Below are 26997 nucleotides of genomic sequence, written 5' to 3' on the forward strand. Positions count from 1 at the left end.
TCAGCCCTGCGCAAGACTTTGGTCCAGGCGCGTCATGGCGTGTTGCAAGTGATCGACGGCTTCGTCGATCAACGCCGCGCGGCCCTCGCGGCAAGCACGTTCCAGCTGCTCGCAACACTCAATCAGATTGAGCGCCCGAACCATGCGCGCGCCGCCCTTGATGCGGTGCGCCAGGTCTTGCAGGTCACGACGATTGGCACCGGCGTGTGCGACGAGCAGTTGCTGGCGATCCTCCCGGTTCGTCACCGCCAGGTCGCGCAACAACTCATTGATCAGCGTTCGGTCCGTGCCCACGTATTGCTCCAGACCGCTCAAATCGATCTCGGCATTTGAGGGCGCTTCACCCTTCCCTGCCGATTCACTCACAAACTTCGACGCCAACCAGCCGCTCAGATCCGCCAGCCGGATCGGTTTGAACAGGCAATCGTCCATCCCCGCCTCCAGGCAGCGGATCTTTTCCTCGGGCTGTGCATTGGCGGTAAACCCCAGGATCAATGTCGGCGGTGATCCATCGAAGTGCTCGGCATCGCGGATCGCACCCGCCAGTTCATAACCACTGAGCACCGGCATGTTGCAGTCAGTGATGACCAAATCGCACACCTGATCACGCCACAGCGCCAAACCGCGCGCGCCGTCCTCAGCCTCCAGCACACGATGCCCCAGATAACTCAATTGTCGTGAGAGCAACAATCGATTGGCCGGGTAATCGTCGACCACCAGAATCGTCAGCGACCGAGTGGGGCGTTGCTTTGCGCTGTCGATGCACGCGGTGAAGGGCAATGGTTGCAACGCCACCAGATCGAGGCTGATGTGTACCTGGGTGCCCTGCCCCAAAACGCTGTCGAGCTGCAACCGGCCGCCCATCATTTCGCAGAGAGACCGGCTGATCACCAGCCCCAGGCCGGAACCATTGCGAGCAGACTGCTGGCCGGTGTCGGCTTGCACGAACGGACTGAACAGTCGCTGCTGATCAACCACGCTGATACCGACGCCGCTGTCGGCAATGGATACGCTGACGACCAGATGACCCGATAAACCGGGGGCTACCCGCAGCGTCAGGCTCACCTCACCGTCACGGGTGAACTTGATCGCATTGCTCAACAGATTGGACAGCACCTGCTTGAATCGTGTGGAATCGATCAACACGTCGCAGTCGCTGAGTTCGTCCAGTTCGACCCGCCATTGCAGATGCTTCTGCCGAGCCAGACCTTCGAAAACCCGACTCACCGACTCGACCAGCGTCCGCAGATTGGCGCGCTCGGGTGTCAGCGATAAATGCCCGGCTTCGATACGCGCGATGTCGAGGATGTCGCCGATCAACGCCAGCAACTGCTGCCCGGCATTCGAGGCCACCTCGATGGCGGAACGGTCGGTGACGCCCTCTTCCGCGCGCTTGAGTGCCAATTCGAGCATGCCCAGCAGGGCGTTCATCGGCGTGCGGATCTCATGGCTCATGATCGCCAGAAACGTCGTCTTCGCGCGGTTGGCCTCGTCGGCGGCGTCCTTGGCCTCCTGCAATTGCCTGAGCCACTGCTGGCGCTGGTGAATCTGCCGACGTTGCCAGGCGATCCAGCTCAACGCCAGTAGCAGCAAGGCAGCCGCGGCGGCGAATGCCTGGAGAATCCCCTGGCGATGCCGCAGCCAATAACTGTCATCCACCACCACATCATTGCTCCAGCGGGCCACCAGCTCATCCATCTCCTGGGGCGAAATGCTCAGCAACGCCTTGTTCAGAATCGAGTGCAATTCCAGCGCGCCGGGGGTGGTGGCCAGGGCGATACGCGCCGGTTCATCGCCCACGGTACTGGTGATTCGCAGGCGGTCGCGGTAATGCCGGGCAATCAGGTAATGCGTCATGAACAATGAGCTGAGCGCGGCATCGGCCTGCCCCTTCATCACCCATTCCAGGCCCTGACCGAGACTGTCCACCTCCACGATCCGCACAGTCGGCGCCCGCGTCTGAATGAACTCGCGCATCGGGTGGCTGTGATAGATCGCCAAACGTTTACCGGCCAGATCGTCCAGGGTCTTCGGGCTGCCGGGAGCGTTGGCGCTCACCAGCACAAACGGATTGCTCAGGTAGGCGCGGGTAAAGCGCATCTGCGCTTCGTCTTCGAGACTGGGGATGATCGCCGGCACGACATCGATCTCACCGACCTTGAGGCGCTGAATCTGCTGTTCCAGGGAATTGCCCCGTTGCACCTCGAAGTTCAAACCGCTGCGCTGGCTGATCAGGTTCAGCAACTGCGCCGTCAGCCCGCTGAACCGGCCTTGGGCATCATAAAAACTCAGCGGCGCAAAGTTCTCGACGGCGCCGACGATCACGCGCGGATGCCGATCCAGCCAGCGCTGTTCACTGGCGCTCAGACTCACCCGCTGCTGGCCCGCCATCGTCGCCCGGCCGGCACTCCAGCGCTGCTCGATGGCCAGGCGCTGGTCCATGGGAATCGCCGCCAAGGCCAAGTCGAGCATGTGCTTCAGGCGTGTATTACCCGAGGCCAGGGCAAAGCCGAACGGATTGGCGTCCAGGCCGGATGGCCCCACCAGATGAACGTTGTTGAGGTAGTTATTGTTGATCAGGTAGTTGGCGCTGATCAGGTCCCCGAGGTACACGTCATCCTGCCCGAACGCCACGGCCCCGAGCGCTTCCAGCGTTGAGGCGTAGCGCTGCAGGCTGGCGTCGGGATAAAAGGCTTCGACGGTCGTCGCCGGCAGATAGTCATCGACCATGGCGATGCGTTTACCCGCCAGATCGACGGGCATCTGTTCGTCCTGTCGGGTGACCAGCATCGGCTGATCTTCAGCGTAAGCACTGGATCGGCTCAATTCAGGATCGGCCGCCTCGAAGTTGTTGGACGTGCCAAGCAGGTCGACCTCGTTGCGCTTGAGTGCCGCCATGACCGCATCGCGCGTGCGGTAGCGAAGCACCTCGATCCTGACGTGCAGCAGCTCTGCCACCAGCGCGGCATAGTCGGCGGTGATGCCTTCCAGCTCATCACGGTTACGCGTGATCTCGAACGGCGGATAGTCCGCCCCCGATACCCCGAGGCGCAAGACCTGCTTGCCACGCAGCCATTGCCAGTCTTTTTCATCCAGTTGGACCTGATAGCCCGCCACCGAAGAACGTCCCAGCAAGTGCAGTTGCAACTGCAACGGTTCGTCAGCGATCGCAACCGAGGGTCCCACTGCCCAAAACAGCCATAGAGCCCACAAACAATTACGCATGGTCAGGCTCACTCAGATCAGGTGATTGCGCTTGGCGAAATCCCGTAGGTGCACGGATGAATCCACGTTGAGCTTTTCTATTAATCGGGTTTTATAAGTGCTGACGGTCTTGTGGCTCAGGTGCAAGACCTCGGCAATGGCTTTGTTATTGATGCCCCGGGCCAGGTGCTGAAAGATCGTCAGTTCGCGGTCGGAGAGCGTGTCGATCATCTGTTTTTCGCTGCGTTGCAATGCGCTCAGCGCCACCGACGCCGAGGGCAACTGGACGAAATAGCTATAACCGGCCATGACCGCATGCACGGCTTTGTGCAAATGCTCCAGGTCGTTGGTCTTGGAAACGAACGCCGAGGCACCGGCGCGCATGCACCGATCCTGATAGAACATCGCCTCCTGAGACGTGAACACCAGGACTCGGCACGCCACGCCACCGGTTTGAATCCGTGTCAGCACATCGAGCCCGTCGAGTGAGGGCATGACCAGGTCCAGCACCACCAGGTTCGGCTTTTGTTCACGAACCATCGGCAACACCTCGTTGCCGCTGGAGGCCTCGTGAATCCGTTTAAACCCCTCCTGTTTAAGCAATATTTTGACCGCAGCGCGAACCACCGGATGATCGTCCGCTATCAACGCTGACTTCATGGCAACTCCCTGTGCAAAGGCACGACAATCGGGCAATGAAAGCGCCCGGGTTGGACGCAGCGGCTGCGCTGAGACTGTTGCATGAAAATCCGCCTGCAACTACCTGACAGAAGTGACAGTACCGATGAACGGTAGTTGAGGATCGATCAGCGTCATCTGCCGCTGAATGGACGATAGATCAGGCAGCGGCGCATGGCTTATTTGAACCGTCTGTTGAACACAGGCGGGGATGGGCGACAACGTCACCGACTGGCCGTTGTAGATCATCGCGTGACGAACCTGGCGGTTATCGCGCAAGTAATCCGGCAGGTTTAACGCCCCCGCCGCCATCACGGCATTGATGACCACCAGATCGAATGGCTCGCTGGCGTATTCGATCAGGGTCAATAACTCTTCCAGACTGTGCACCGGCGCTATCCGGTAGAAGCCCAGTTGATTGAACAGGCGCTCAATCTTCATGCGGTAAAAATGCTGCTCGTCGGCGATCAGGATACGTAAGGTTTTGTTCGACAACGTGCCCCCCAGAAGGGTGTCAGATTCGTGAGGGCGCAAGGCTACGGAAGACCCGCCAGGCTTTATGTAGGACTTTTCCTAAAAACCCTGACGCATCCTCCACCAACTGAGGCGATCTACGGTACTTCTGTAGGAGCTGCCGCAGGCTGCGATCTGTTGATCTTGGTCTTTAAAAAACCAAGTCAAAAGATCGCAGCCTGCGGCAGCTCCTACAGTTGGCTGCGATCTTTTGATCTGGCCTTTAAAAAACAAAGTCAAAAGATCGCAGCCTGCGGCAGCTCCTACAGTTGGGGTGCAATCCACAGCGTGGGAATGACCATTGGCACGGTTTATTGCCAGCCAAACCGACGGATATAAAACCCTTTCACCGCTTGGGTCAGCCCCATGTACGCCAGCAGAATCATCGGCAGGAATACAAAGTACAGCGACGGCAGCGCCTGCAGTTTGAAGTAGTGCGCCAACGGTCCCATCGGCAGGAAGATGCCCACGGCCATGATGAGTGCGGTCATCACCATCAACGGCATGGCCGCACGGCTTTGCAGGAACGGGATCTTCGGCGTGCGGATCATGTGCACGATCAGCGTCTGGGTCAGCAGCCCGACCACGAACCAGCCGGACTGGAACAGGGTTTGATGGTCCGGGGTGTTGGCATCGAAGACGTACCACATCAAGGCGAACGTCGTGATATCGAAGATCGAACTGATCGGCCCGAAGAACAGCATGAAACGCCCGACGTCCGCTGGCTGCCAGCGTTGGGGTTTTTTCAGCATGTCTTCATCAACGTTATCGAACGGGATAGCGATCTGTGAAATGTCGTAGAGCAGGTTCTGCACCAGCAGGTGCATTGGCAGCATCGGCAGGAACGGGATGAACGCACTGGCCACCAGCACCGAGAACACATTGCCGAAGTTCGAGCTGGCAGTCATTTTTATGTACTTGAGCATGTTGGCGAAGGTCCGGCGACCTTCCAGCACACCCTCCTCCAGCACCATCAGGCTTTTCTCCAGGAGGATGATGTCGGCCGCCTCCTTGGCAATGTCCACGGCGCTGTCCACCGAAATACCGATGTCGGCAGTACGCAGCGCGGGCGCGTCGTTAATGCCGTCGCCCATGAAGCCGACCACATGGCCGTTGCCTTTAAGCAGACGGACGATACGTTCCTTGTGCGACGGCGTCAGCTTGGCGAAGACGTTAGTGGTCTCCACCGCCACCGCCAGTTCGGCGTCTGTCATGCGCTCGACGTCGTTGCCCATCAGCAGGCCTTGCTGATCCAGACCGACTTCACGGCAGATCTTCGCGGTCACCAATTCGTTGTCGCCGGTCAGCACTTTTACCGACACGCCATGCGCCGCCAATGCCTTGAGGGCGGGCGCGGTGCTCTCTTTGGGTGGATCAAGGAAGGCCACGTAACCGATCAGCGTCAATTCCTGCTCGTCCGTCAGGCTGTACGTGTCGCGTCCCTCAATCATCGACCGCGCGGCCACGGCAACAACCCGCAGACCTTCGGCGTTGAACGTGGCCGTGACCTGGCGAATCCGCGCCAGCAAGTCATCGGTCAGCGCTTCGTCGACTTCGCCATGGCGCACTCGCGTGCAGACCGCCAGCACTTCTTCCACCGCCCCCTTGCAGATCAACAGGTGTGGCTGGTCACGCTCGGCCACCACCACCGACATCCGCCGACGGGTGAAGTCGAATGGAATCTCGTCGACCTTGCGAAACGCCGTGCCGACTTTCAGCTCGCGGTGGATTTCCACATGTTCGAGCACCGCCACATCCAGCAGGTTCTTCAGGCCGGTCTGGTAGTAGCTATTGAGGTAAGCCATTTCGAGCACGTCATCGGAGTCATTGCCCCAGACGTCGACGTTGCGCGCCAGGAAGATTTTGTCCTGGGTCAGGGTGCCGGTCTTGTCGGTGCACAGCACGTCCATGGCGCCGAAGTTCTGGATCGCGTCGAGGCGTTTGACGATGACTTTTTTGCGCGACAGAAACACCGCGCCCTTGGCCAGGGTCGAGGTGACGATCATCGGCAGCATTTCCGGGGTCAGGCCCACGGCAATCGACAGCGCGAACAGCAGCGCTTGGGTCCAGTCACCCTTGGTGAAACCATTGATGAACAGCACCAGTGGCGCCATCACGAACATGAAGCGGATCAGCAGCCAGCTGACTTTGTTGACCCCGGTTTGAAACGAAGTCGGTACGCGGTCGGTGGCACCGACTCGCTGTGCCAGCGCACCAAAGTAGGTGCTGTTACCCGTGGTGAGAATCACCGCCATCGCCGTACCGGACACCACGTTGGTGCCCATGAACAGGATGTTGTCCAGGTCGAGTGGGTTGCTGGTGTCACTGTCTTGCTGACGGGGAAATTTTTCCACCGGCATCGATTCACCGGTCATGGCGGCCTGGCTGACGAACAGGTCTTTGGCGCTGAGCACCCGGCAATCGGCAGGAATCATGTCGCCGGCCGAAAGCACGATCAGGTCGCCCGGCACGAGTTGCTTGATCGGCAGTTCGGTGCGCGGTTCATCCCGGCGCAGCACCGTGGCCGTGTTGCTCACCATCGCCTTGAGCGCGTCGGCGGCCTGGTTGGATTTGGTTTCCTGCCAGAACCGCAGCAACGTCGACAGCACCACCATCGAAAAAATCACAATGGCGGCTTTCATGTCTTCGGTCAGCCAGGAGATGACCGCGAGCAAGGTCAGCAGCAGGTTGAACGGGTTTTTGTAGCAGTGCCACAAGTGAGTCCACCAGGGCAGCGGTTGTTCGTGCTCGACTTCATTGAGGCCGAATTGCGCGCGCAATTCATCGGCTTCGAGTTCGCTCAAGCCGTCGGTATGGGTGCTCAGGTTCTCCAGCAGTTGGCCGATGTCGCTGTTGGCGGCGCCCACCAGGGTTTGCGCCAGGGTGGGCGGCACTTCCCGGCTGACCGTGGTGTCGGTGAAATTTTCCAGCAGCGCCAATCGACGAAAGTGCCGGGCGATGTGGCGGGTGCGCAGGAATCCGGCGAAGAATTCTTTGAGCGGGTTCAGGTTCATGGCAGCTCCCCCAGGGTCAGCCGGGAAACCGTCGAGCAGGCGTGTCGATGCGCCGCGATGACGACAAACAGTCGAACATCACGCACGGTTCAGCGTCGATGAGAGGACGTCGGGAATCGGGCCAGGACTGGCCGTGATCGGGATGCCGCTGCTCGCTTTACGGCGAGACAACGACACAACAGGTTGCGCGTTATCGGGCCGGGAAGGTGCCGGTTATTGAAGCCGGCCGACTACTGTCACTCGAACAAGTACCCACTGTGGGTCTCCGCTATTGATGAAAACGCGCGAAGCTTACGCCCCGATTTATGGAGAGTAAACGAAGGAACGGCGTGTGGATGGGGAATGTCAGGGTTCTTCAGGCAGGGTTCAGGAATCAGGCGTTTGGGTGTTCTTGAGGGCCCCATCGCGAGCAGGCTCGCTTGTACATGGACCGGGAGTGTAGGAGCGAGCTTGCTCGCGATGGACTTGAGAGCAACGCGTTTATTCAGGAAGAACTCGTTATCGTTAACGTCCTTCGCGAGCAGGCTCGCTCCCACATTAGTCCTGTGAATGCAGTTCCATTGTGGGAGCGAGCCTGCTCGCGAAGAGGCCGCCACAGTCATCTTGTCGGTCCACACAAATGAACTCTCTGCGGCTCAAACCGGTCAGCTGATTAGGCCCTCGCTTCAAGACTTGTTCGGCACCATGCTGTTCATCGACGGCGGCATGAGCCTCTATCCGGAGTTTCGCGGCAATGGCTGATCATCATCCCGAACGACAAAGCGCCATCGACGCCCACGGCATCATCGGCGACATGCGCAGTGCGGCACTGGTCAATGACAAGGGCAGCGTGGATTTTTTCTGCTGGCCGGAATTCGACAGTCCTTCGATTTTTTGCTCGCTGCTGGACACCCCCGAGGCCGGCATTTTCCAACTCGCTCCCGACTTGCCAGACGCCCGTCGCGAACAGATTTACCTGCCGGACACCAACGTGCTGCAAACCCGCTGGCTCAGTGAGCGCGCGGTGGTCGAGTTCACTGACCTGCTGCCCATCGGCGACAGTGAGGACGACTTGCCGATATTGATGCGCCGGGTACGGGTGGTCAGCGGTCAAGCGACGTTTCACCTGCGTTGTGCCGTGCGCCATGACTACGCTCGCGCCAAGACCCGCGCGCGGATGGATAAAAAAGACGTGGTTTTCGAGGCGGCTGATCAGCCGTCCATGCGCCTGTCTTCAGATCAGGCTTTGCGGATTGACGGCCATGCAGCGGTCGCCGAATTCACCCTCGAACAGGACCAGAGCGCCCAATTCCTGCTCGGCGGTGTCGACGACCCGCGCTTCCAGGAAGGCGCCGCCGCGCTGTGCCTGGAACGCACGCTGAAGTTCTGGCGCGACTGGATCGGCCAGTCCAACTACCGCGGACGCTGGCGGGAAATGGTCAACCGCTCGGCGCTCGCGATGAAGCTGCTGACGTCGCGCAAACACGGCGCGATCCTCGCCGCCGCGACCTTCGGCCTGCCGGAAACACCCGGCGGTGTGCGCAACTGGGACTACCGCTACACCTGGATCCGCGATGCGTCGTTCACCGTCTACGCCTTCATGCGCCTGGGTTTCGTCCAGGAAGCCAACGATTACATGCGCTGGCTGCGCGGCCGGGTCAGCGATTGCCACGGCCAGTCCATGAAGCTCAACATTCTCTATGCCATCGACGGCCGCCAGAAACTGCCGGAAACCAATCTCTCGCACCTGTCCGGGCATGGCGGCGCAACCCCGGTGCGGATCGGCAATCAGGCTTACGATCAGGTTCAACTCGACATCTTCGGCGAACTGTTGGACGCGGTGTACCTGGTCAACAAGTACGGCGAAGCCATCTCCCATGAAGGCTGGAAACACACCATTGAAGTGGTCGATCAGGTCTGCGAAACCTGGCAGCAAGAGGACGTAGGCATCTGGGAAATGCGCGGTGAGCAGCATCACTTCCTGCACTCGCGGCTGATGTGCTGGGTCGCCGTGGACCGGGCCATTCGCCTCGCCTCCAAACGCTCGCTGCCCGCCCCGTTCGCCCGCTGGGACCAGACCCGTCAGGCGATCTACGCCGATATCTGGGAGAATTTCTGGAACGAAGAACGCGGGCATTTCGTTCAGTACAAGGGCGGCAACGCCCTCGACGGTTCGATGCTGCTGATGCCGCTGGTGCGCTTTGTCAGCGCCAAGGACCCCCGCTGGCTCTCAACCCTCGACGCCATCGAAAAAAACCTGGTGCGCGACGGCATGGTTTACCGCTACCACAACGATGACGTCCATATCGATGGCCTCGAAGGCACCGAAGGGGCGTTTGCCGCGTGCTCCTTCTGGTATGTCGAATGTCTGGCCCGGGCAGGTCGGGTGGAAAAGGCCCACCTGGAATTTGAACAGTTGCTGAGGTACGCCAACCCGCTCGGGTTGTATGCCGAAGAGTTCGACAGCCATGCACGACATCTGGGCAATACCCCACAAGCGCTGACGCACCTGGCGCTGATCAGTGCGGCGTGTTTTCTGGATCGAAGATTGAGTGGCGAGAAGAGTTTCTGGCAGCCTTGAGACCGAGTTGCCTATATCGCGAGCAAGCTCGCTCCCACATTGGGTTTTTGGCATGAACACTATTGTGTGAGCAACACCAAACCTGTGGGAGCGAGCTTGCTCCGGGCGGCGATCCGACGATGGGGCCATCAGCCAACCCTAAGACTGACAGGCAGGACTGGATCTGATTGAGCGCTGACCGAAAACCGTTCGCGGTAGGCTTGTGGTGTCACGCCCATGGCTCGCAGAAAACTGCGCCGAAGGGTCTCTTCGCTGCCAAAGCCGCATTGCACTGCAACGCGCTTGATCGACACGCCCGTGTCGCTGAGCAACCGTCGGGCCGTCTCGACCCGAATCAGCTCAATGGCCCGGGCCGGCGTTTGCCCGGTGTCGGCGCGATAGTGACGAACGAAGCTGCGCTCGCTCATGCCCGCCTGTAATGCCAAGGTCGGAATGCCTAAATCCATGGTGAGATTTTCGCTGATCCAGGCGTGAAGTTCGTCAAAACGGTTACCTTCCTTCTGCAAGGACAAAGTCACGCTGAATTGCGATTGCCCACCCGGACGTTTGAGAAATACCACCAGTTGTCGGGCAACGTCCAACGCCAGGGTGCGACCGAGATCTTCCTCGACCATCGCCAGCGCCAGATCAATACCCGCAGTGACCCCGGCCGACGTCCACACCGGCCCATCGTTGATAAAAATCGGATTGGGTTCCACCTGCAACAGCGGATGCTTCTGCGCCAATTGCTCGCAACGGGTCCAGTGGGTGACCACCCGACGGCCATCGAGCCAGCCACTGGCCGCCAGCAAAAACGCCCCGGTGCATACCGATGACACTCGCCGGCATCCCGTCGCATGCTCACGCACCCAAGCCACCAGCGGGGCGTCTTCCGCTGCGGCGTAAACGCCCCAGCCGCCGGCTATGATCAAGGTATCGCTTGCCTGGTCGGGCAATGGCTCGGCTAACAACGCCAACCCCGCCGAGGACATGACCGCCCCGCCACCGCTGGCGATCACTGACGGCGCATAGGGCGGCGGCAATCCTTGCTGGCGAGCAATGTCGTTAGCTGAAGCGAACACTTGCAACGGCCCGGTGACATCGAGCAATTGCACGTTGGCAAACGCGAGCACATGAATGGATTTTGGCATGATTGGCGTAATTCGTGGGGTAATTGGCGTATACGCCAAATCCTACGAGCCTACAGTCAAGCCGTCCACCCACTTCATGAGAAAAGATGCCATGACGTTGCAGATCGGTTTTCTGTTGTTTCCACAGGTTCAGCAACTGGACCTGACTGGCCCCTACGACGTGCTGGCCTCGCTGCCAGACGTGAAGGTGCATTTGATCTGGAAGGATTTGGTGCCCGTCACTTCAAGCACGGGACTGATACTGAAACCGACCATTACCTTCGACGATTGCCCGGCGCTGGATGTGATCTGTATTCCAGGCGGCAGCGGCGTCGGGCCGTTGATGGAGGATAAGGAGACACTGGCTTTCATCAAGGCTCAGGCCGCCAATGCACGTTATGTCACGTCGGTCTGCACCGGGGCGCTAGTGCTCGGCGCGGCGGGCCTGCTGAAAGGTAAACGCGCCACCACTCACTGGGCTTATCACGAATTGCTGAAGCCACTGGGGGCGATTGCGGTCAAGGATCGGGTGGTGCGTGACGGCAATCTGTTGACCGGGGGCGGGATTACCGCAGGGATCGATTTTGCCCTGACGTTGGCCGCCGAATTGTTCGATGAGGACACGGCGCAGCTGCTGCAGTTGCAATTGGAATACGCCCCGGCGCCACCGTTTGCGTCGGGCAGCCCGGAAACCGCGCCAGCGTCGGTCCTGGATGAAGCCAATCGGCGTTCAGCGCAGTCGTTGCAGCAGCGGACGTTGATTACTGAACGGGTGGCCGCAACACTCGAACTGTAGAAGATCAATGTGGGAGCGAGCCTGCTCGCGAAGGACGTTAACGATAACGCGTTCGTCCTGAATGAACGCGTTGCTTTCAGAGTCCTTCGCGAGCAAGCTCGCTCCTACAGCAGGCAAAAAAAAACCCGCCAGAGGCGGGTTTTTCCCAAGACCATTGTCGACTCCCTGTCGGTAGCGAATCCTTGCTGATGGTCGATCGTCCGTGATCCTGAAGCGCTTCCTGTGCTTCAGTTGATGGGGCTAGATTACGCATCGGATCCAATCCGCAATAGGCGACATAGTTACCACGGCGTGTAAGACATTCGCCATAGCAGCCCTTCCGAAAACCCTTAGACGCCGCTTCAGCCGCCCTGATGCTCGCGTGCCTTGGCGCTGATTTTCAGAAACTCTTCAATATTGCTCATCTGCTCATCCCAACCGCGGCTGTCCATGCGGAACGCCTTGAGTCGGCGCGCTTGGGGAACGTGATCGAAACCGGACTCGGTCACCTTCAGCAAGGTGCCGTTATCCATGTCTTCGAGCTCGAACAACACCAAGGTGGTGGGTTCCTGTGAGTAGTCAACGTCGGGCTCAACCGCGTACGGGTGCCAGCGAAACGAAAATACCCGCTCCGGCTCAACCCGCTCCACCCGCACATTCCACAGCAAGTGCTCATAACCGGGATACGTAATTTGCCCTTGAGTCCATTCACCGGCGACAAAACGCTTGCCTTCCAGTGCCACGCCAAACCACTGCCCAAACGCTTCGGCATTGGCCAGCACCCGCCAGACTTGCGCGCGCGGCGCTTTGAGCAGGATTTTCCTTTCGATGCGATCTGATGCTGGGTTCATATGTCACCTCCTGTAATGAACAGTAGGCCTGTAAGACCACAAGACCCACCCTAAAGTTGTATCAATTGGGTGTCGCGATCAACCCTGTCTGAAATATTCGGCTGCATTTGCGCGTATAAGTTCTGGCTTGAAGGCGTGGGGCCGCGGCTCTTGGCTAAACTGCACGTCAACTTTTCCTGCCAGAGCGAGAATCCCATGCCCCCACGCTTTCTTCTGGCGCTGACACCTTTGCTGTTCACCGCCTGGGCCCATGCCGTGGACTGCGACAGCGCCGCCGATCAGAGCACGATGAATCAATGCGCGGCGCAGCAGGGCAAGGCGGCCGATAAGGAGTTGAATGCGCACTACCAGCAGATCACCGCGCGTTTGAAGGATAGTCCCAACAGTAAGAAGCTGATGGTCAGCGCGCAGCGAGCGTGGGTGGCGTTTCGGGATGCCGAGTGCAAGTTTTCGGCGTCGGCGGTAGAGGGTGGGAGTGTGTATCCGCTGATTTACAGCAATTGCATCACTGAATTGACCAAGGCGCGGGTGGAGACTTTCAAGAACTATTTGAAGTGTCAGGAGGGGGATTTGAGTTGCCCGGTGCCTGGGGTTTGATCCTTGGGGATTGGCAAAGCGAAAAGATCGCAGCCTTCGGCAGCTCCTACATCGATCGCGTAGACCTGTAGGAGCTGGCGAAGCCTGCGATCTTTTGATCTGCTTTCGAGCCTTACCGAACTGGCAAAGCAAAAGATCGCAGCCTTCGTCAGCTCCTACATCGATCGCGTAGACCTGTAGGAGCTGGCGAAGTCTGCGATCTTTTGATCTGCTTTCGAGCCTTACCGAACTGGCAAAGCAAAAGATCGCAGCCTTCGGCAGCTCCTACATCGATCGCGTAGACCTGTAGGAGCTGGCGAAGCCTGCGATCTTTTGATCTGCTTTCGAGCCTTACCGAACTGGCAAAGCAAAAGATCGCAGCCTTCGTCAGCTCCTACATCGATCGCGTAGACCTGTAGGAGCTGGCGAAGCCTGCGATCTTTTGATCTGCTTTCGAGCCTTACCGAACTGGCAAAGCGAAAAGATCGCAGCCTTCGGCAGCTCCTACATCGATCGCGAAGACCTGTAGGAGCTGGCGAAGTCTGCGATCTTTTGATCTGCTTTCGAGCCTTACCGAACTGGCAAAGCGAAAGATCGCAGCCTTCGGCAGCTCCTACATCGATCGCGAAAACCTGTAGGAGCTGGCGAAGCCTGCGATCTTTTGATCTGCTTTCGAGCCTTACCGAACAAACACCTGTGCCGTGGTAATCGCCATATCCCCACCCGGCATTTTGATGCTGCCAATCTGTTTCAGGCTGTCGGCATCAAAAACCGCCACATCGTTAAACGTTCCGGCCAGGTAGATCTTGCTACCGTCCTTGTTAAACGAAATGCAGTAGTAGGAATGATCCAGCGTCGCCGCCTGCAGCATCTTCTTCTGTTTAATGTCGTACTTGGCCAGGCGATTGAGCACGCCGAACATCAAGTTCGGATCCTTGGGTGAACGCATGCCGCTGAAGTAGATTTCCGTCAGAGGGCCGAAGTCAGTGGTTTCGGTCTTGCCGGTTTTCAGGTCGATGCTGAACAGCCCATAGAGGTATTCGGCGGTCAACGGGTCCTGCTTCTTGTCCTTGAATTTGGCCGCGGTGTAGAGCAGCGAGAAATCATGGCGATAGGTCTGCTGGTTCCAGACGTAAAGCACGTCCGGTGCACTGTAGTTCGGGCGTTTCCAGTGACGACTGGGGATCAACACGTCGAACTTGCCGGTTTTCACATCGACCTTGTAGACATCCGCCCCCGCCACATACAACGTGCCGTCGTCACCGCTCTGCATAATGGTCAGCTGCCGGGGTGCCGGGAAACTGCGCACGGGTTTGGCATCCATGCCGGCGTCGGTGGCGTACACATCCAGCCGAGGCTGCTGCACTTCGTAGTGATCGTTGAACATCAACGTCGGGTTGGCGATGGCGAACAGTTCCTTGGCGTCATGGCTGAGGGTGAAGGCGAACATCGACTTCGCTTTCTCCCCCGGTTTCTGCGTGATGCTGGCGTGGAACACCTGCTTGCAGCTGTCCAGCTCGACGCCGTAGATATCCGCGTAGTGATTGTTGAGCACGTAAGCGGTTTTACGGTCCGGCGACAACTGGACGGTGCCAGGACCGAAAGCGTCCGGCATCTTGCAGGTCTTGAACAGGGTGTCGGTCGCCAGGTCGATGACGTTCAGGTTGTTCGGGTAATTGGTGGTCAACATGTACTCGTGACCGTCTTGCAGTGCTGTATTTTCATCGGCCAGTACCGTGAGCGAAAACGTGCTCAGGACGGCGAACGCGGCCAGGCCGCAGGCTTTGATGCTAGGCATGCTGGAATCCTTTTATCTGACCGATCATTTGTCTTTTGGAAAGACAGTACCGAGGTTGCGCCAGTTCTCGTTGGACGCCTGGGCATCCTTGTTCCAGTCCGGGTAGGTGCTCATCATGTCGGGCACCTGCGCCGGCCACCAGCAAGGGTCGGAGCAACCGTAAAGGTCCGCCTCCATCGGCTGGCACAGCGACGACACACCGCCAAACGCATCGATCTCCCACCCCGGGTCGGTGGTTGAGGCGCAGCCGGCGACAGAGCTCATCGCCACCACTTCTTCAATACGGTTTTCGGCCGCGGCTTCATCGAGTTTCAACGCTTTGTTATTGATTGCCTTGAGATGTTTCATATCAGTGAGCCTTGCGCGGAGTGATGTAGCTGCTGATAAACGCAGGGTTGTGGGCCATGATCCGGGTGTAGACCTCGATGCCGAAATCGACCCAGTCACGCATCAGTTCGCAGTAGTGATAGGTCGGGTGGGTCGGGTCGCCGTAACGGGCGTAGCTCTCGTGGTAGCAGCCGCCGGAGCAAAGGTTGCGGATCTGGCAGTCCTCGCAACCGGTGTTCGTACGGTCCAGGCGCTGGGACAGGAAGTCGTTCAACTCCACCTGTTTCACACCACTGTGGACGTTGCCGAAGGTCGGCAGCGACGAACCGGTGAAGCGGTGGCACAGGTTCAGTTCGCCTTTGTGATCCACCGCCAGCATCTTCAGGCCCGCGCCGCACGGCAGGGCTTTTTTGTGGCCTTCGTGAATGTCGGTGATCAACTGGTGCAGGTTGGAAAAACCGATGTTGCGGTGCTCCAGCGCGGCTTCCAGATAACGCCGGCCGAGTTTCTTCATATTGGCGAAGACTTCGATCAGCTCGTCGCTGGACAGGTTGAAGGTGCTGATGTCACCGGAGGTCACCGGGGCAAAGCCGACTTCGGCAAAACCCAGTTCGTTGAACAGGTGATCCCAGATGGTTTCGACGTCGGTGACGCCGGTGGTGAGGGTCACCCGCGCGCCCACCGGACGGCTGTTGTAGCGCGACAGCAGCATCTCGGCCTTGCGTCGCACCACGTCATACGTGCCCTGCCCGCCCACGGTGATGCGGTTGCGGTCGTGCACGGTTTTCGGCCCGTCGATGCTGACGGAGAGCCCGAAGCGATGGGCATTCAGGTAGTCCACGGTTTCTTCGGTGAGCAACGTGGCGTTGGTGGTCATGACGAACTCGACGAACTTGCCGGCCTCGCGGAAACGCTTCTCGCAATAGTCGACCATGTACTCGATCAGCTTGCGATTGCTCAGCGGTTCGCCACCGAAGAACACCACGGTGAAACGCTCTTCGTCCGGGGATTCGCGCAGCAGCATTTCCACCGAGGCGACCGCCGTTTCGACGTCCATTTTCTTGCCGGCCGACGGCTTGTCGAGGTCTTCCTTGTAGCAGTAGGTGCAGCTCAGATTGCAGCCGGTGTTGACGTTGAGCACCACGGTGTTGATCGCGGTGCGCTCGACCCGTTTGGTGCCGATGTCGGGAGTCAGCGGCGAACCGTCGCTGACCAGTTCCAGGGCCATCAGCTCACGCAGGGTCTCGGTGATTTCTTCGCCGTTGAAGCGTGCGGCCAAGCGCTGGATCAGGTCGTCCGACGAACAGCCGGGACCGCGCAAGGTATCGATGATGGTGCCCGTCAGCTCATCGCTGGCAAACAGCGAACTGCTGGGAATGTGAAACAGCATGCGGTCGGCATCGACGTGCACTTCGTGCAGGTTCCGTTCGACCAGATTCAAAATAACGCCCATTGCAACCTCCTGTGCAAACCCCGCCTGGCGGGGCCTGCGGTCATTCCGAAAAGTGTCTGAAGCCTTTTTGGATCAGCCAACTTATGGAATGGGTGGATTGTTCCAGCGTTGCACGGTGACGATCATGTGGCCTTCGCCGGTCAGGGATTTCCCTGCGTCGTCGACGGCGGCGATCACCTTGAGGTTGCCGGCATTGTTGGTGGACATTTTGCGTTGCGGGTTCGGCCCGGCATCGCCCGGAGTGAACACGCCGCTGTCAGCCTGCATGGTGCCGGCGAACTTGACGTCTTCGTCTGCCTTGGCGCGATCGTCGAAGGCCTCGACCTTCCATTGCGCCGGGAACACACCGATGCGATACGGTTTGCCGTCAGCGCCTTTGCCCCAGGCTTCAGCGTCGAAACGACCCTGGACCTTCGGCGTCGAGCCGCCCCCCTCGCCGATCCGTGCCACCGAGAACTCTGGTACGACTTTGACTTGGTCGATGCTGTTGTAGACCGACAGGGTCGGGCCTTTCAACGAGCCGAGGGTCACCGCACGCAGACCCGGTTGGGCATTGGGCGCTGCCTTGAGTTTGACGCGCATGCGTTCAGGGCTTTGCTCCAGCACTTCGACCACGTCCACGCCTTTGCCAAAGTTCGGTTTGCCGGCAAGACCGCTGCCGATCAAGGTCACTTCAGTTTCGGCGCCAGCCTTCAGGTAACCCGGTTGCACCGCCAGCAAGCGACTGCTGCCCTGCTTGGCCGCGACGAAGTCCAGACCACGCTCGTCGTGGTCGGCCTCGAACATCCGGCCTTGCATGGCGTTGCCTTGGGCGGCGAACACTTGACGCATCGTCACGCCGTCGATAGTCACGTTGCCGCGCCATTCGTAACCGGTGTAGAGAATGGCGCTGCCATCGCCGTTGAACGGGCTGCCATCGGCGTACTGACCTTTGACGTTGACCTTGAAGGTGTCGTCGCCATCGGCGCTGACGCTCATCACCCCGGCCACTTCACCTTTACCCGGCAAGTGGCCGCTAAAGCTCCAGTCGCCAACCAGCGTCTCGGCTTTCGGTGCCGTGCTCAGCCATTTTTTCCAGGCCGGGTTGTCCAGTGGATAACGCTTGGCCAACAGCGGCACCATGTCCTTGCGGGCAATGTCGAACCAGTCACGGTCGCGGGCCAGGGCCTGGTATTCCAGCGACGGCCATTGGCCGAGGTGGAAGTTCACCAGGCGCTCCCATTCCTCGACCGGACGGCGTTGCAGGGCAATTCGCGCACCGGAGTGACAGCGGCCACACATCTGGCTGGTCTGGTCGTCGAACTTCTCGACGGTATTGAGCCGTCGTTCCAGCGCATAACGCACGCCGTCGGTTTCGCTCGGCGCCAGACCCTGGGTATCGGCCAGGTACTTGACCAGCGTGCGACGGTCGTCATCGCTGATCTGCAAACCGTGCATGGTCTGCATCCGGGCGATGCTCATCAGCCAGCCTTCCGGGGTCTTGCGCTGGTGGCTGATACGGCTCAGGGCGTTATTGGCTTCAGGGGTGTGACAGCCCTGACAGGTTTCCTTGAGGATGGTCTGGGCGTCACGGGCTGCCAGGCTGTAAGGCGAATGCAGCGCCACACACGCGGCCACGGCCAGCAGACTGGCGCTCAGGCCTGATCGGAGTCTTCTCTTCATCAACGTCGAACCTCGCACGGTGCTTTCTTATTTTTGTGGCTTATCGTTTTCATGGTTTCTGCCGCCGGCGGCGAACCGCTGACGGAGGCAAGAGAAACGTCTGCGATGAGCAATACACGGAGCGTGCCAGCTTAGCGATTACCTTTTTTATCAAGCAGTTGCGTGAAGCTGACGGCGGTTGGCCATGCCTGATCGAGGTGGCCTGCGTCTAATATCGCGACAGGTGTTGCAGTCTGAGACAAGCATAGATGCCCTGGCGGGAACAGTTCATCGCCCGACGATTGACGGGGTTTGGTTGCAGGTGCGAAATGATTGTTCACCGATTGCCAAGCAGGGGACAAAAAATGGCAAGCCTCACTGTCCTGGCGGGGGACTTTCTTCAGGGTGATGGAGAGTACAGAGACGGCGTTTTCACCCTCAGAACGTCACTGCATCCGTGGCCCGGCATTAACCTTGCGCTCTCTTCGATCGAGCGTATCGAAGTGGCCAATGAGGAATCGATCAACAACATCAAGGACGCCATCGGCTTTGGCGTGGCCGGCGCGATGCTGCTGGGCCCTATCGGCGCAATCGCCGGCTTCATGCTGGCCGGAAAGGAAACCGAAGTGACCTTTCTGGCAACGTTCAAGGACGGAAAAAGGCTTCTGGCCGCCGCTGATAGCAACGCGTTTGAAGAAATTTCCCGCAAGTTTCACTCATGAGACCATGGGCACATGCCGCACCGCCGACGCGGTGTGGCGTGCCGCTGTCTTAGATGTAGAACGTCGGGTGAATGGCTTTGTGCGCACTGATTTCCTGTTGCATCTCCGCCACAAGTGTCGCAATCGCGTGGGGACTGTCCAGCGTCCACATGGGAACGTGAGTTGCGACCAGGTCCACTTGGCCGGTCATGCAATCACAGACCCGAATGGTCAGGGATTGGTCGGCATCCATGCTGCACGTGCACACGGAGGGCAGAAAACTGTGCTCAATGATGTTTTGAATTTCCAGGGTTGAAAGGAACATCGCTACCTCCCTCACGCTAGATGTGTTGCCGGGAAAATGCTCCGTCATTTCACCCACCCAGCCTGAAAATTCTAATCCTCAATGCGGGGTGCCTCAAGGTCGCAAACCGGTTGCTCGTCGTCTCAGCCGCTGTCGCGATTTGCGACAAACCAAAGGCTGTCATTATCCCGCTGCGTCACGCAGAACCCTGTCGACAAAGGGCTTGCCAGCGCTTCCCGGTACTTGGCACAGCCATTGCGAAAGCCCTGTTCTCACGAACAACAAGAGGCCTCGCCATGACGCTCCCTTATCTGCTCCCTGCCACCTCGGCGTTCATCCAACGCGCCCCGCGCATGCTTATCGGCGGCGACTGGGTCGAGGCCGCCGACGGCCAGACCATGCCCTTGCACAACCCGGCCACCGGCGAAGTGCTATGCGTGGTGCCGCGGGCCACGCCCGAAGACGTCGACCGTGCGGTACTCGCCGCCCGTCAGGCGTTCGATGATTCCGCCTGGAGCCGCACCCGCCCACGGGAGCGGCAGAACCTGCTGTGGAAACTGGCCGAGCTGATGGAGCGCGATGCCGAACTGCTCGCGCAGCTGGAATGCCTGAACAACGGTAAAAGCGCGGCGGTGGCCCAAGTCATGGACGTGCAGCTGTCCATCGACTTCCTGCGCTACATGGCCGGCTGGGCGACCAAGATCGAAGGTTCCAGCGTCGAGGTCTCGTTACCGTTGATGCCCAACGATCAGTTCCACAGCTTCATCCGTCGCGAGGCCGTAGGCGTGGTCGGCGCCATCGTCGCCTGGAACTTCCCGCTGCTGCTGGCCTGCTGGAAACTCGGTCCGGCGTTAGCCACCGGCTGCACCGTTGTATTGAAGCCGGCGGACGAAACACCGCTGACTGCGCTGAAACTCGCCGAACTGGTGTTGGAAGCCGGTTACCCCGAGGGTGTGTTCAACGTCGTCACCGGCACCGGCATCACCGCCGGTTCGGCCCTGACCCACAATCCGCTGGTGGACAAGCTGACCTTCACCGGCTCCACCGCCGTGGGTAAGCAGATCGGCAAGATCGCCATGGATTCCATGACCCGGGTCACCCTGGAACTGGGGGGCAAATCCCCGACCATCGTCATGGCCGATGCCGACTTGAAGACCGCCGCAGCCGGTGCCGCCAGTGCGATTTTCTTCAATCAGGGCCAGGTGTGCTGCGCCGGGTCGCGGCTGTATGTGCAGCGCAAGCATTTCGACAATGTGGTGGCGGACATCGCCGATATCGCCAATGCCATGAAGCTGGGTAACGGGCTGGACCCGAGTGTCGAGATGGGACCGCTGATCTCCGCACGTCAACAGGAACGGGTTTACGGGTACATCGAAAAGGGACGGGAAAGCGGCGCGACGATTGCCTGCGGCGGCGAGCAGTTCGGGCCGGGGTTTTTCGTCAAACCGACGGTGATTGTCGATGTCGACCAGAAGCACTCACTGGTGCAGGAAGAAATCTTCGGCCCGGTGCTGGTGGCGATTCCGTTCGATGACGAAGCCGATGCGTTACGCATGGCCAATGACAGTCCTTATGGCCTCGGGGCGAGTATCTGGTCGAATGATCTGGCGGCGGTGCACCGGATGATTCCGCGAATCAAGTCGGGCTCGGTGTGGGTCAACTGCCACAGTGCGCTGGACCCGGCGCTGCCGTTTGGCGGGTACAAAATGTCGGGGGTTGGACGTGAGATGGGGTATGCGGCGATTGAGCATTACACCGAGTTGAAGTCGGTGTTGATTAAGCTCTGATCTGCGGCGTTCTTCAGGCCGCCTTCGCGAGCAAGCCCGCTCCCACAGTGGTTCTGTGTCGTTCACAGAACCACTGTGGGAGCGGGCTTGCTCGCGAAGAGGCCGGTCCAGTCACGACAAATGTCAGGGTTTGAACCCCTGAGCCAATAACCAACTCCGAACCACCCGCCCCTGCTCCACCGTCAATCCGGCCAACGCCTGATCCGCAGACTCGGTACGCAACCGCCGCACCAACGGCGCCAGCTCAACCCCTTGCACATGCCAGATCCCCAGCGGCTGATCCGCCGTAATCACCACTTCGGCTTCATCGACAAAACCATCCTTCAGCACCGGAGCTCGCTCAATCCTCAACGCTTCAAAATCCGCTTCGGCATGGGCAACCACTGCATCCGGCCACTGCCGCCGCGCCTGCCAGAACGGCTGCCCCAACCAACGCTGCTCGTCCGCGTAAAAATCCCGCCCGATCCGCGCAAATCGTAAAAACAACTGCTCCACTCGCTGCTGATGAAACCGCTGCGCCAGCGCTGCTCGCTCGGGTTTTCGCAACAACGTGTTGATCACCGTCGGTGCCTGCAACGCCGAGGACAGCGACTGAAATATCCCGTTGCCCGACAACGGATCCACTGCCATCGCCGCATCGCCGACCCGAATCCAGTGTTCGCCACATACCTGTGGGCACAGAATCGCGGTGCTGCTGCGTGCGTGCAGCTGTAGGTCCACCTCAGGCTCAGCACCGAAAAAAGCCCGCGCCAACGCCGAGCCTTGGCGCCGCTGTGTACAGTAATCCAGCAGCTGCGCCTTGCCCGGCAATTGCGCGCTCGCCACGTCCACCGTCCATTGCCAATAACACTGGCCGTCGGCCCGCCGCGCCATCCACGCCCAACCGTCCTCCAGACTTTCTACGGCACTGGCCGTGTCGCCCGGTGCACCTTGCCAGCGATTCAACAGGCTCACTGTCTCTGGCCCACGCCGGCCTTTGCCGAGCGCAGGCGCCTGACGCCCGCGCGCCTCAACCAGAAAGTCTGCCAGCAGGGCTTCACGTCCTTCGATCTCGACCTGATGCCCCGCCGCTGAGGTCTGAACGCTCAGCACTCGACCTTCGATCAACTCAACGCCGGCCCGTCGTAAATCCTCGCGCAGACCTCGGTCAAAGCTCGGACGATCCAATAGAAATTCAATATTTTGCGCATGCTGTTGGCCGTTCCACGACACCTGTCGCTGAGACGGCAGTGCCGCGTCGGCCAACGCTTGATGCAACCCCGCGCCGCGCAATGCGTCCAGCACCCTGACAGACACGCCCTCCAGCGCGGCAAACCGGCGCCACTCGCTGACCAGCGTCACCGGATAACCAAGTCGTCGCAAACCCAAGGCAACCGCCGCGCCTGCAGGCCCTGCGCCCAGAATCAAGATCATCGCCCAACGCGCCGTTCGGGGCCGCGATAACGGGCGTTCTCCCGCAGCCATTCGATGACCTGTTGATTGCTGGCGTCGGGCTGCTCAACCAGGAAGCGTGCGATGTGCCCACTCAACGCGGCGCACCCCAGGCTGGCGCCGGACTGCCCCGGATACGTGCCATGCACACACGCTGCGAAATCCGCCTGAGCGCTGTTAAGCCACGACCATTCGTGTTCGGCACAACGGGCGTCGCCGGTCACTCGCAGCACCTGTGGATAATTCGCCGGGAACACGCCCTCGCCTTGCGCCGGGCTGGAGGCACAGAGCAAAACACCCCGCGCCACCGCCGCCGCGCAGGCCTCCCGCAACAGGCTACGATCCTGACGCAAGCCGAGGCTCAGATTGATCAGCCGCACGTCCTGCGCGACCAGCCAGTCAATCGCCGTGGCGATCTGCAACGCGCTGGTGACGCCACGCTGATCGAACACCTGAGCCACGCAAAACACCGCTGAAGGTGCCCGCCGACCGATCGCCTCGATCACCGCGCTGCCGTGGCCCAGCGGATCATCGCTTAACTCGTTTTCGGCCAGCCCGTCTTCCAGCAACGAAAACCGCCGCCCGGCCACGATCTGCACCCGTTGCGCCGCCGAGTGACCGCTGTCCACCACGCCAATCCGCAGCTCAGGCTTCATGCAGCACCGTTCTCGACGTGAGCACGCCGTCCAGCAATTCAAAACGCAGATCGGCGTCGGCCAGGGTCGAGGGGCGATGGCTGATGAGGATTCGTGTGCGCCCGGCAAACAGTCGGTCAATGGCCTCGATCACTTCGCGTTCGGTGGCTTCATCCACCGCCGAGGTCGCTTCGTCCAGGACCAGGATCAAGGGGTCCTGCAACAGTGCCCTAGCGATGGCAATACGCTGTTTTTGCCCGCCGGACAATTGTTGACCACGCTCGCCCAACGGGCTGTCGAGGCCTTCAGGCAAGGACGCGATCAGGCTGTCGAGTTGCGCCAGCCGCGCCACTTCGGCAATCGCTTCGCGGCTGGCGTCCGGCACGGCGTAGGCGAGGTTATCGGCGAGGCTGCCGCGAAACAAAACGATGTCCTGACTGACCACGGCAATCCGTCGACGCAACTGGAACAGGTCCAGTTCACGCAAGTCGACCTCCCCCAGCAACACACGCCCGGACTGCGGATCATGGTGCCGTTGCAGAAGGTCGATCAGGGTCGATTTACCGACCCCGGAGCCGCCGCTGAGGGCGACTTTCAAGCCATAGGGAATTCGCGCTTCGATGCCGCGCAGCGTTGTCGGGCGACCGGGATGGCTGAAGTGCACATCGTCAAATCGCAAGTCGCCGGAGGCCGGCATCGGCTGCGGTGTGACGGGCGTGAGAACGGTCGGCGCTTCGCCGCGCAATTCCATCACGCGCCCGAGGCTGACGGTCATCCGCTGAATCGCGACATAGAGGCCGAGCAAGCTCTGAACCGGCCCGACCGCCATGCCCAAATAGGTGGAAAACGCGATCAACGCACCCAGTTGCCAAGTCCCCTGCACCACCCAGTAACCGCCGATCAAGAAAGCGCAGGCCCGGGACAACGAGGTCAGCGTACCGGGCACAGCCTGGGTGAAAAATTCGGTGACTTGCAGGCGCAGCAACTGGCTCATGTAGCCCTGCCCCAATGTCTCCAGCCGCCGCGATTCACGTTGTTGCTGGCCGGCGGACTGAATGAATTTCATCACCGGCAGCGTCTCGACCATGAACGAAGACATGTCCGCCGAACGCTCGCGCAACTGCCGCACATCGCGCTCGACCTTGCGTCGCATCCAGCGCAGCCAGAGCACATCGAGGGGAATCAGCACCAGCGCCAGCAGCGAGAGCTTCCACGACAGGGTCAGCAACATGGCCACCGCGCAGACCAGCCCGATCACGCTTGATACTGCCGAGAATAGTGAGTCCACGGCAAAGCGCTGGATCTCCGCAACGTCGCCATCGAGGCGCGACATCAGGTCACCGATCCGGCGCTGACCGTAGAAGCTCGGCGACAACGTCTGCAAATGCCGGTAGAGGTCGTCGCGCAGGGCAAACAGAATTCGCCCGGAAAGCCGCGTATGCAGGTAACGATTGATCCCCGACAACCCGGTACCAAGCAACCCGGCAATGATCATCAGTGCGGCCATCAGCACCAGCTTCGGAAAGTTGCGCGCCAGTAGCCCATCGTCGATCAACAACTTGGTCAGCCACGGTTGCACCAGCACCAGCAACGACGCGCAGACCGATAAACCCAGCAACCCGGCAATCGCCAGGCGATGGGGCCGCACAAAGCTGTAGAGCCAACGCAATGCCGACTGTAGGGCCTCGGGGTTTTGGCTGTCGATCAGCCGAACGATCAAGCGCTGCATCACGAACGCAACTGTTTGAGCTTGCGATAGAGGGTCGCGCGACTGATGCCCAAGGCGTCGGCGGCGGCCGAGACGTTGCCCTGATGGCTGTCCAGGGACTGGCGAATCAGCTCAAGCTCGTTTTCGCGAATGCTGCCCGACTGGGGACGTTCGCTGGCGGTCAATTCGTCGAGCATGCTGTCGGGCAAGTGGTCGAGGGTGAGCACGGTTTCACCCGGCTCGCGCATGGCCAGTGCGGTACGCAGCACCATTTCCAGTTGGCGGATGTTGCCCGGCCAGTGATAACCGGCGAGCAAGCGGTTCAAATCGTCATGCAAGACCACCGTCGGCGCGTTGAGTTTGCTCAGCAGACGGCCGACCAGACCACTGAAATCCTCGCGTTCACGCAGGGCCGGGAGCATTACGCTGATGCCGTTGACCCGGTAAAACAGGTCCTCACGGAAGTGCTTTTCTTCCACCAGGCGCTTGAGGTCACGGTGAGTGGCGCAGATCAATGCGACGTCGATGTCTTGCTCCTCGCCAGCGCCCAGCGGTGCGACCTTACGATCCTGCAGCACCCGCAACAAACGGGCCTGCAAGGCCAGCGGCATGTCACCGATCTCATCAAGAAACAAGGTGCCGCCGTGGGCCTGTTGCAGGCGCCCAATCATGCCGCCGCGACGGGAGCCGGTGAAGGCGCCTTCGCGATAGCCGAACAGTTCGGACTCGATCAGGCCTTCGGGGATCGCCGCGCAATTCACTGCAACGAAAGGTTTGTCGCAGCGGGTGCCGGCCATGTGCAGGGCGCGGGCGATGACTTCCTTGCCCGTGCCGGTCTCACCGAGCAGCAACACTGGCAGCTCATTGGCCAGACCCTGCCGGGCCATGCGCAAGGCCCGGGCATAACGGACATTGCTGCCTGCCAGGGTGTCCAGATCGGGGTGTGGTTTGGCGGTTTTGGCGGTGCTGCGCGCAGGGCTGCTGACGTTGATCGAACGTTGCGGTGCACGCAGGGTCTTGTAGAAAAATTCGCCTTTGGCGGTTTGCAGGCTGCCGACACCGTCCTGATGCAGACGCGCCAACAATTGCAGACCATCGACGCCGAGAAACTCTTCGCAGCGTCGACCGATCAACGCCGAACGCTCGGCGTGAAGCAACTGGCAGGCCTGGGCGCTGACCGCGAGGATCTGCCCGCCCAGGCTCACGGCCAACAGACCTTGCCATGGCGATTCGAGGTATTGACGACGGCTGTGGAACGCCAGGACGATCTGGTCCGGGAAACTGGCGTTGAACACTCGGCTTTCGATCTGGCTGACGGCCATCGCCAGCAATGCGGTGCTGTCGTGGACACGGCCCAGCGGGCCTTCGCGAGTCAGGTCGAGCACGCCGAGGATGTCGCCCTGCGGGCAATGAATGGGCACCGAGGTGCAGGAAAAATCAGTCAGGCGATCGAGGTAATGTTCACCACAATCGATCATCGTTGGCCGGGCTTCGACCAGCGCGGTGCCGAGGGCATTGGTGCCGCGAGCCGCTTCGCTCCAGCAGGCGCCGAGGGTGATGTCTTGCAGGCCGCTGCCTTTGAGGCGATCGGCACGGCCTTCGACGGCGAGGATGGTCGCGTCGGAGTTGGCCAGGATGATCAGCCCTTCCTTGCCTTGGCGCGCAGCCAGGTAGTCGATGGCCGGCATCGCGGCGTCGATCAACAACCGATTGCTCGCCAGCAGCACATCGAGGCTGGCGCTTGATTCCAGCGCCAGCTCGAATTTGCCGTTGAAATGCACGCCATGGCTGAGGCTGCGCCGCCACGACGCATCGATTTCCGCGCGCAGTACACCATCGGGGACTTCGCCCTCGAGATGGAGTTTTTCCCGGGCCAGCCGGGCTTCACGGTGCAGTTGGGGTGGAGTTGTTTTTATTAGCGTCATCAAGCGC

20 protein-coding genes are annotated in these 26997 nt (G+C 60.1%); 5 read left to right on the top strand and 15 right to left on the bottom strand.

Translation table 11 applies throughout. The features are described from left to right. The 4 genes from JFU37_RS04045 to mgtA form a co-directional block, all read right to left on the bottom strand. On the bottom strand, positions 1–3225 hold the full coding sequence (locus JFU37_RS04045; protein ID WP_201113141.1) for a transporter substrate-binding domain-containing protein: 3225 nt from the start codon (positions 3223–3225) through the stop codon (positions 1–3). Between the two features lie 12 nt (positions 3226–3237). Then, positions 3238–3864: a response regulator transcription factor gene (locus JFU37_RS04050; RefSeq protein ID WP_201113143.1), complete on the bottom strand. Its 627-nt coding sequence runs from the start codon at positions 3862–3864 to the stop codon at positions 3238–3240. A gap of 99 nt (positions 3865–3963) precedes the next feature. Beyond that, entirely contained in the window at positions 3964–4377 is a 414-nt protein-coding gene (locus tag JFU37_RS04055; protein ID WP_201113146.1) for a response regulator, read from the bottom strand. Between the two features lie 329 nt (positions 4378–4706). After that, on the bottom strand, positions 4707–7409 hold the full coding sequence (gene mgtA / locus JFU37_RS04060; RefSeq protein ID WP_201113161.1) for a magnesium-translocating P-type ATPase: 2703 nt from the start codon (positions 7407–7409) through the stop codon (positions 4707–4709). A gap of 733 nt (positions 7410–8142) precedes the next feature. Here mgtA and JFU37_RS04065 point away from each other — a divergent pair. Next, positions 8143–9969 (top strand): glycoside hydrolase family 15 protein, encoded by a 1827-nt coding sequence (locus JFU37_RS04065; RefSeq protein WP_201113163.1) that lies wholly within the window; start codon positions 8143–8145, stop codon positions 9967–9969. A gap of 128 nt (positions 9970–10097) precedes the next feature. On the opposite strand, the gene JFU37_RS04070 is transcribed toward JFU37_RS04065, so the two are convergent. Next, on the bottom strand, positions 10098–11099 hold the full coding sequence (locus JFU37_RS04070; protein ID WP_201113164.1) for a GlxA family transcriptional regulator: 1002 nt from the start codon (positions 11097–11099) through the stop codon (positions 10098–10100). Between the two features lie 91 nt (positions 11100–11190). Here JFU37_RS04070 and inhA point away from each other — a divergent pair, with 91 nt between their 5' ends. After that, positions 11191–11874 (top strand): isonitrile hydratase, encoded by a 684-nt coding sequence (inhA, locus tag JFU37_RS04075; RefSeq protein ID WP_201116396.1) that lies wholly within the window; start codon positions 11191–11193, stop codon positions 11872–11874. A 341-nt stretch (positions 11875–12215) separates the two neighbouring features. Here inhA and JFU37_RS04080 read toward each other — a convergent pair whose 3' ends face one another. Beyond that, complete coding sequence (locus tag JFU37_RS04080; protein ID WP_201113167.1) at positions 12216–12704, bottom strand: SRPBCC family protein; 489 nt, start codon at positions 12702–12704, stop codon at positions 12216–12218. A gap of 195 nt (positions 12705–12899) precedes the next feature. Between JFU37_RS04080 and JFU37_RS04085 the strand changes: the two genes are divergently transcribed. Next, entirely contained in the window at positions 12900–13301 is a 402-nt protein-coding gene (locus JFU37_RS04085; RefSeq protein WP_201113169.1) for a lysozyme inhibitor LprI family protein, read from the top strand. A gap of 658 nt (positions 13302–13959) precedes the next feature. Here JFU37_RS04085 and peaD read toward each other — a convergent pair. The 4 genes from peaD to peaA form a co-directional block, all read right to left on the bottom strand. Then, positions 13960–15078: a quinohemoprotein amine dehydrogenase subunit beta gene (peaD, locus tag JFU37_RS04090; protein WP_201113171.1), complete on the bottom strand. Its 1119-nt coding sequence runs from the start codon at positions 15076–15078 to the stop codon at positions 13960–13962. 24 nt (positions 15079–15102) lie between these two features. Further along, positions 15103–15426, bottom strand: a complete 324-nt coding sequence (gene qhpC / locus JFU37_RS04095; RefSeq protein WP_008145336.1) for a quinohemoprotein amine dehydrogenase subunit gamma — start codon at positions 15424–15426, stop codon at positions 15103–15105. 1 nt (position 15427) lies between these two features. Beyond that, on the bottom strand, positions 15428–16858 hold the full coding sequence (peaB, locus tag JFU37_RS04100) for a quinohemoprotein amine dehydrogenase maturation protein (protein ID WP_201113179.1): 1431 nt from the start codon (positions 16856–16858) through the stop codon (positions 15428–15430). A gap of 81 nt (positions 16859–16939) precedes the next feature. Continuing rightward, positions 16940–18520, bottom strand: a complete 1581-nt coding sequence (peaA, locus tag JFU37_RS04105; RefSeq protein WP_201113188.1) for a quinohemoprotein amine dehydrogenase subunit alpha — start codon at positions 18518–18520, stop codon at positions 16940–16942. Between the two features lie 344 nt (positions 18521–18864). Here peaA and JFU37_RS04110 point away from each other — a divergent pair, with 344 nt between their 5' ends. Then, the gene (locus tag JFU37_RS04110) at positions 18865–19221 is read left to right on the top strand and encodes a hypothetical protein (RefSeq protein ID WP_201113190.1); all 357 of its coding nucleotides are present in this window, start codon (positions 18865–18867) and stop codon (positions 19219–19221) included. A gap of 49 nt (positions 19222–19270) precedes the next feature. On the opposite strand, the gene JFU37_RS04115 is transcribed toward JFU37_RS04110, so the two are convergent. After that, complete coding sequence (locus tag JFU37_RS04115; protein WP_201113192.1) at positions 19271–19525, bottom strand: DUF1652 domain-containing protein; 255 nt, start codon at positions 19523–19525, stop codon at positions 19271–19273. 275 nt (positions 19526–19800) lie between these two features. Here JFU37_RS04115 and JFU37_RS04120 point away from each other — a divergent pair, with 275 nt between their 5' ends. Beyond that, positions 19801–21291 (top strand): aldehyde dehydrogenase family protein, encoded by a 1491-nt coding sequence (locus JFU37_RS04120; RefSeq protein WP_201113194.1) that lies wholly within the window; start codon positions 19801–19803, stop codon positions 21289–21291. Between the two features lie 123 nt (positions 21292–21414). Here the strand turns inward: JFU37_RS04120 and qhpG are convergent, their stop codons facing one another. The 4 genes from qhpG to JFU37_RS04140 are packed head-to-tail and all read right to left on the bottom strand — an operon-like array spanning position 21415 to position 26990. Then, positions 21415–22704 (bottom strand): flavin-dependent monooxygenase QhpG, encoded by a 1290-nt coding sequence (qhpG, locus tag JFU37_RS04125; protein ID WP_201113196.1) that lies wholly within the window; start codon positions 22702–22704, stop codon positions 21415–21417. Then, complete coding sequence (qhpE, locus tag JFU37_RS04130) at positions 22701–23378, bottom strand: subtilisin-like serine protease QhpE (protein WP_201113198.1); 678 nt, start codon at positions 23376–23378, stop codon at positions 22701–22703. Before qhpE ends, qhpG begins: the two co-directional genes overlap by 4 nt. Next, a complete protein-coding gene (locus JFU37_RS04135) occupies positions 23368–25086 on the bottom strand; it encodes an ABC transporter ATP-binding protein (RefSeq protein WP_201113200.1) in 1719 nt (572 codons plus the stop codon). Before JFU37_RS04135 ends, qhpE begins: the two co-directional genes overlap by 11 nt. Further along, positions 25086–26990 carry a sigma-54-dependent Fis family transcriptional regulator gene (locus JFU37_RS04140; RefSeq protein WP_201113202.1) on the bottom strand — a complete coding sequence of 635 codons (1905 nt, stop codon included), beginning with the start codon at positions 26988–26990 and terminating at the stop codon, positions 25086–25088. The genes JFU37_RS04135 and JFU37_RS04140 overlap by 1 nt, the downstream gene beginning before the upstream one ends. Positions 26991–26997 lie beyond the last annotated feature (7 nt).

The organism is Pseudomonas sp. TH41 (assembly GCF_016650695.1).
GTDB lineage: Bacteria > Pseudomonadota > Gammaproteobacteria > Pseudomonadales > Pseudomonadaceae > Aquipseudomonas.

Excerpts from the sequence above, each read along its gene's own strand:
- JFU37_RS04140 (WP_201113202.1), bottom strand. The coding sequence starts at position 26,990 with ATGACGCTAATAAAAACAACTCCACCCCAACTGCACCGTGAAGCCCGG.
- JFU37_RS04110 (WP_201113190.1), top strand. The coding sequence starts at position 18,865 with ATGGCAAGCCTCACTGTCCTGGCGGGGGACTTTCTTCAGGGTGATGGA.
- JFU37_RS04070 (WP_201113164.1), bottom strand. The coding sequence starts at position 11,099 with ATGCCAAAATCCATTCATGTGCTCGCGTTTGCCAACGTGCAATTGCTC.
- JFU37_RS04050 (WP_201113143.1), bottom strand. The coding sequence starts at position 3,864 with ATGAAGTCAGCGTTGATAGCGGACGATCATCCGGTGGTTCGCGCTGCG.
- qhpC (WP_008145336.1), bottom strand. The coding sequence starts at position 15,426 with ATGAAACATCTCAAGGCAATCAATAACAAAGCGTTGAAACTCGATGAA.
- peaD (WP_201113171.1), bottom strand. The coding sequence starts at position 15,078 with ATGCCTAGCATCAAAGCCTGCGGCCTGGCCGCGTTCGCCGTCCTGAGC.
- peaB (WP_201113179.1), bottom strand. The coding sequence starts at position 16,858 with ATGGGCGTTATTTTGAATCTGGTCGAACGGAACCTGCACGAAGTGCAC.
- JFU37_RS04080 (WP_201113167.1), bottom strand. The coding sequence starts at position 12,704 with ATGAACCCAGCATCAGATCGCATCGAAAGGAAAATCCTGCTCAAAGCG.
- JFU37_RS04120 (WP_201113194.1), top strand. The coding sequence starts at position 19,801 with ATGACGCTCCCTTATCTGCTCCCTGCCACCTCGGCGTTCATCCAACGC.
- JFU37_RS04065 (WP_201113163.1), top strand. The coding sequence starts at position 8,143 with ATGGCTGATCATCATCCCGAACGACAAAGCGCCATCGACGCCCACGGC.
- JFU37_RS04115 (WP_201113192.1), bottom strand. The coding sequence starts at position 19,525 with ATGTTCCTTTCAACCCTGGAAATTCAAAACATCATTGAGCACAGTTTT.
- qhpG (WP_201113196.1), bottom strand. The coding sequence starts at position 22,704 with ATGATCTTGATTCTGGGCGCAGGGCCTGCAGGCGCGGCGGTTGCCTTG.
- qhpE (WP_201113198.1), bottom strand. The coding sequence starts at position 23,378 with ATGAAGCCTGAGCTGCGGATTGGCGTGGTGGACAGCGGTCACTCGGCG.
- inhA (WP_201116396.1), top strand. The coding sequence starts at position 11,191 with ATGACGTTGCAGATCGGTTTTCTGTTGTTTCCACAGGTTCAGCAACTG.
- JFU37_RS04085 (WP_201113169.1), top strand. The coding sequence starts at position 12,900 with ATGCCCCCACGCTTTCTTCTGGCGCTGACACCTTTGCTGTTCACCGCC.
- JFU37_RS04135 (WP_201113200.1), bottom strand. The coding sequence starts at position 25,086 with ATGCAGCGCTTGATCGTTCGGCTGATCGACAGCCAAAACCCCGAGGCC.
- peaA (WP_201113188.1), bottom strand. The coding sequence starts at position 18,520 with ATGAAGAGAAGACTCCGATCAGGCCTGAGCGCCAGTCTGCTGGCCGTG.
- mgtA (WP_201113161.1), bottom strand. The coding sequence starts at position 7,409 with ATGAACCTGAACCCGCTCAAAGAATTCTTCGCCGGATTCCTGCGCACC.
- JFU37_RS04045 (WP_201113141.1), bottom strand. The coding sequence starts at position 3,225 with ATGCGTAATTGTTTGTGGGCTCTATGGCTGTTTTGGGCAGTGGGACCC.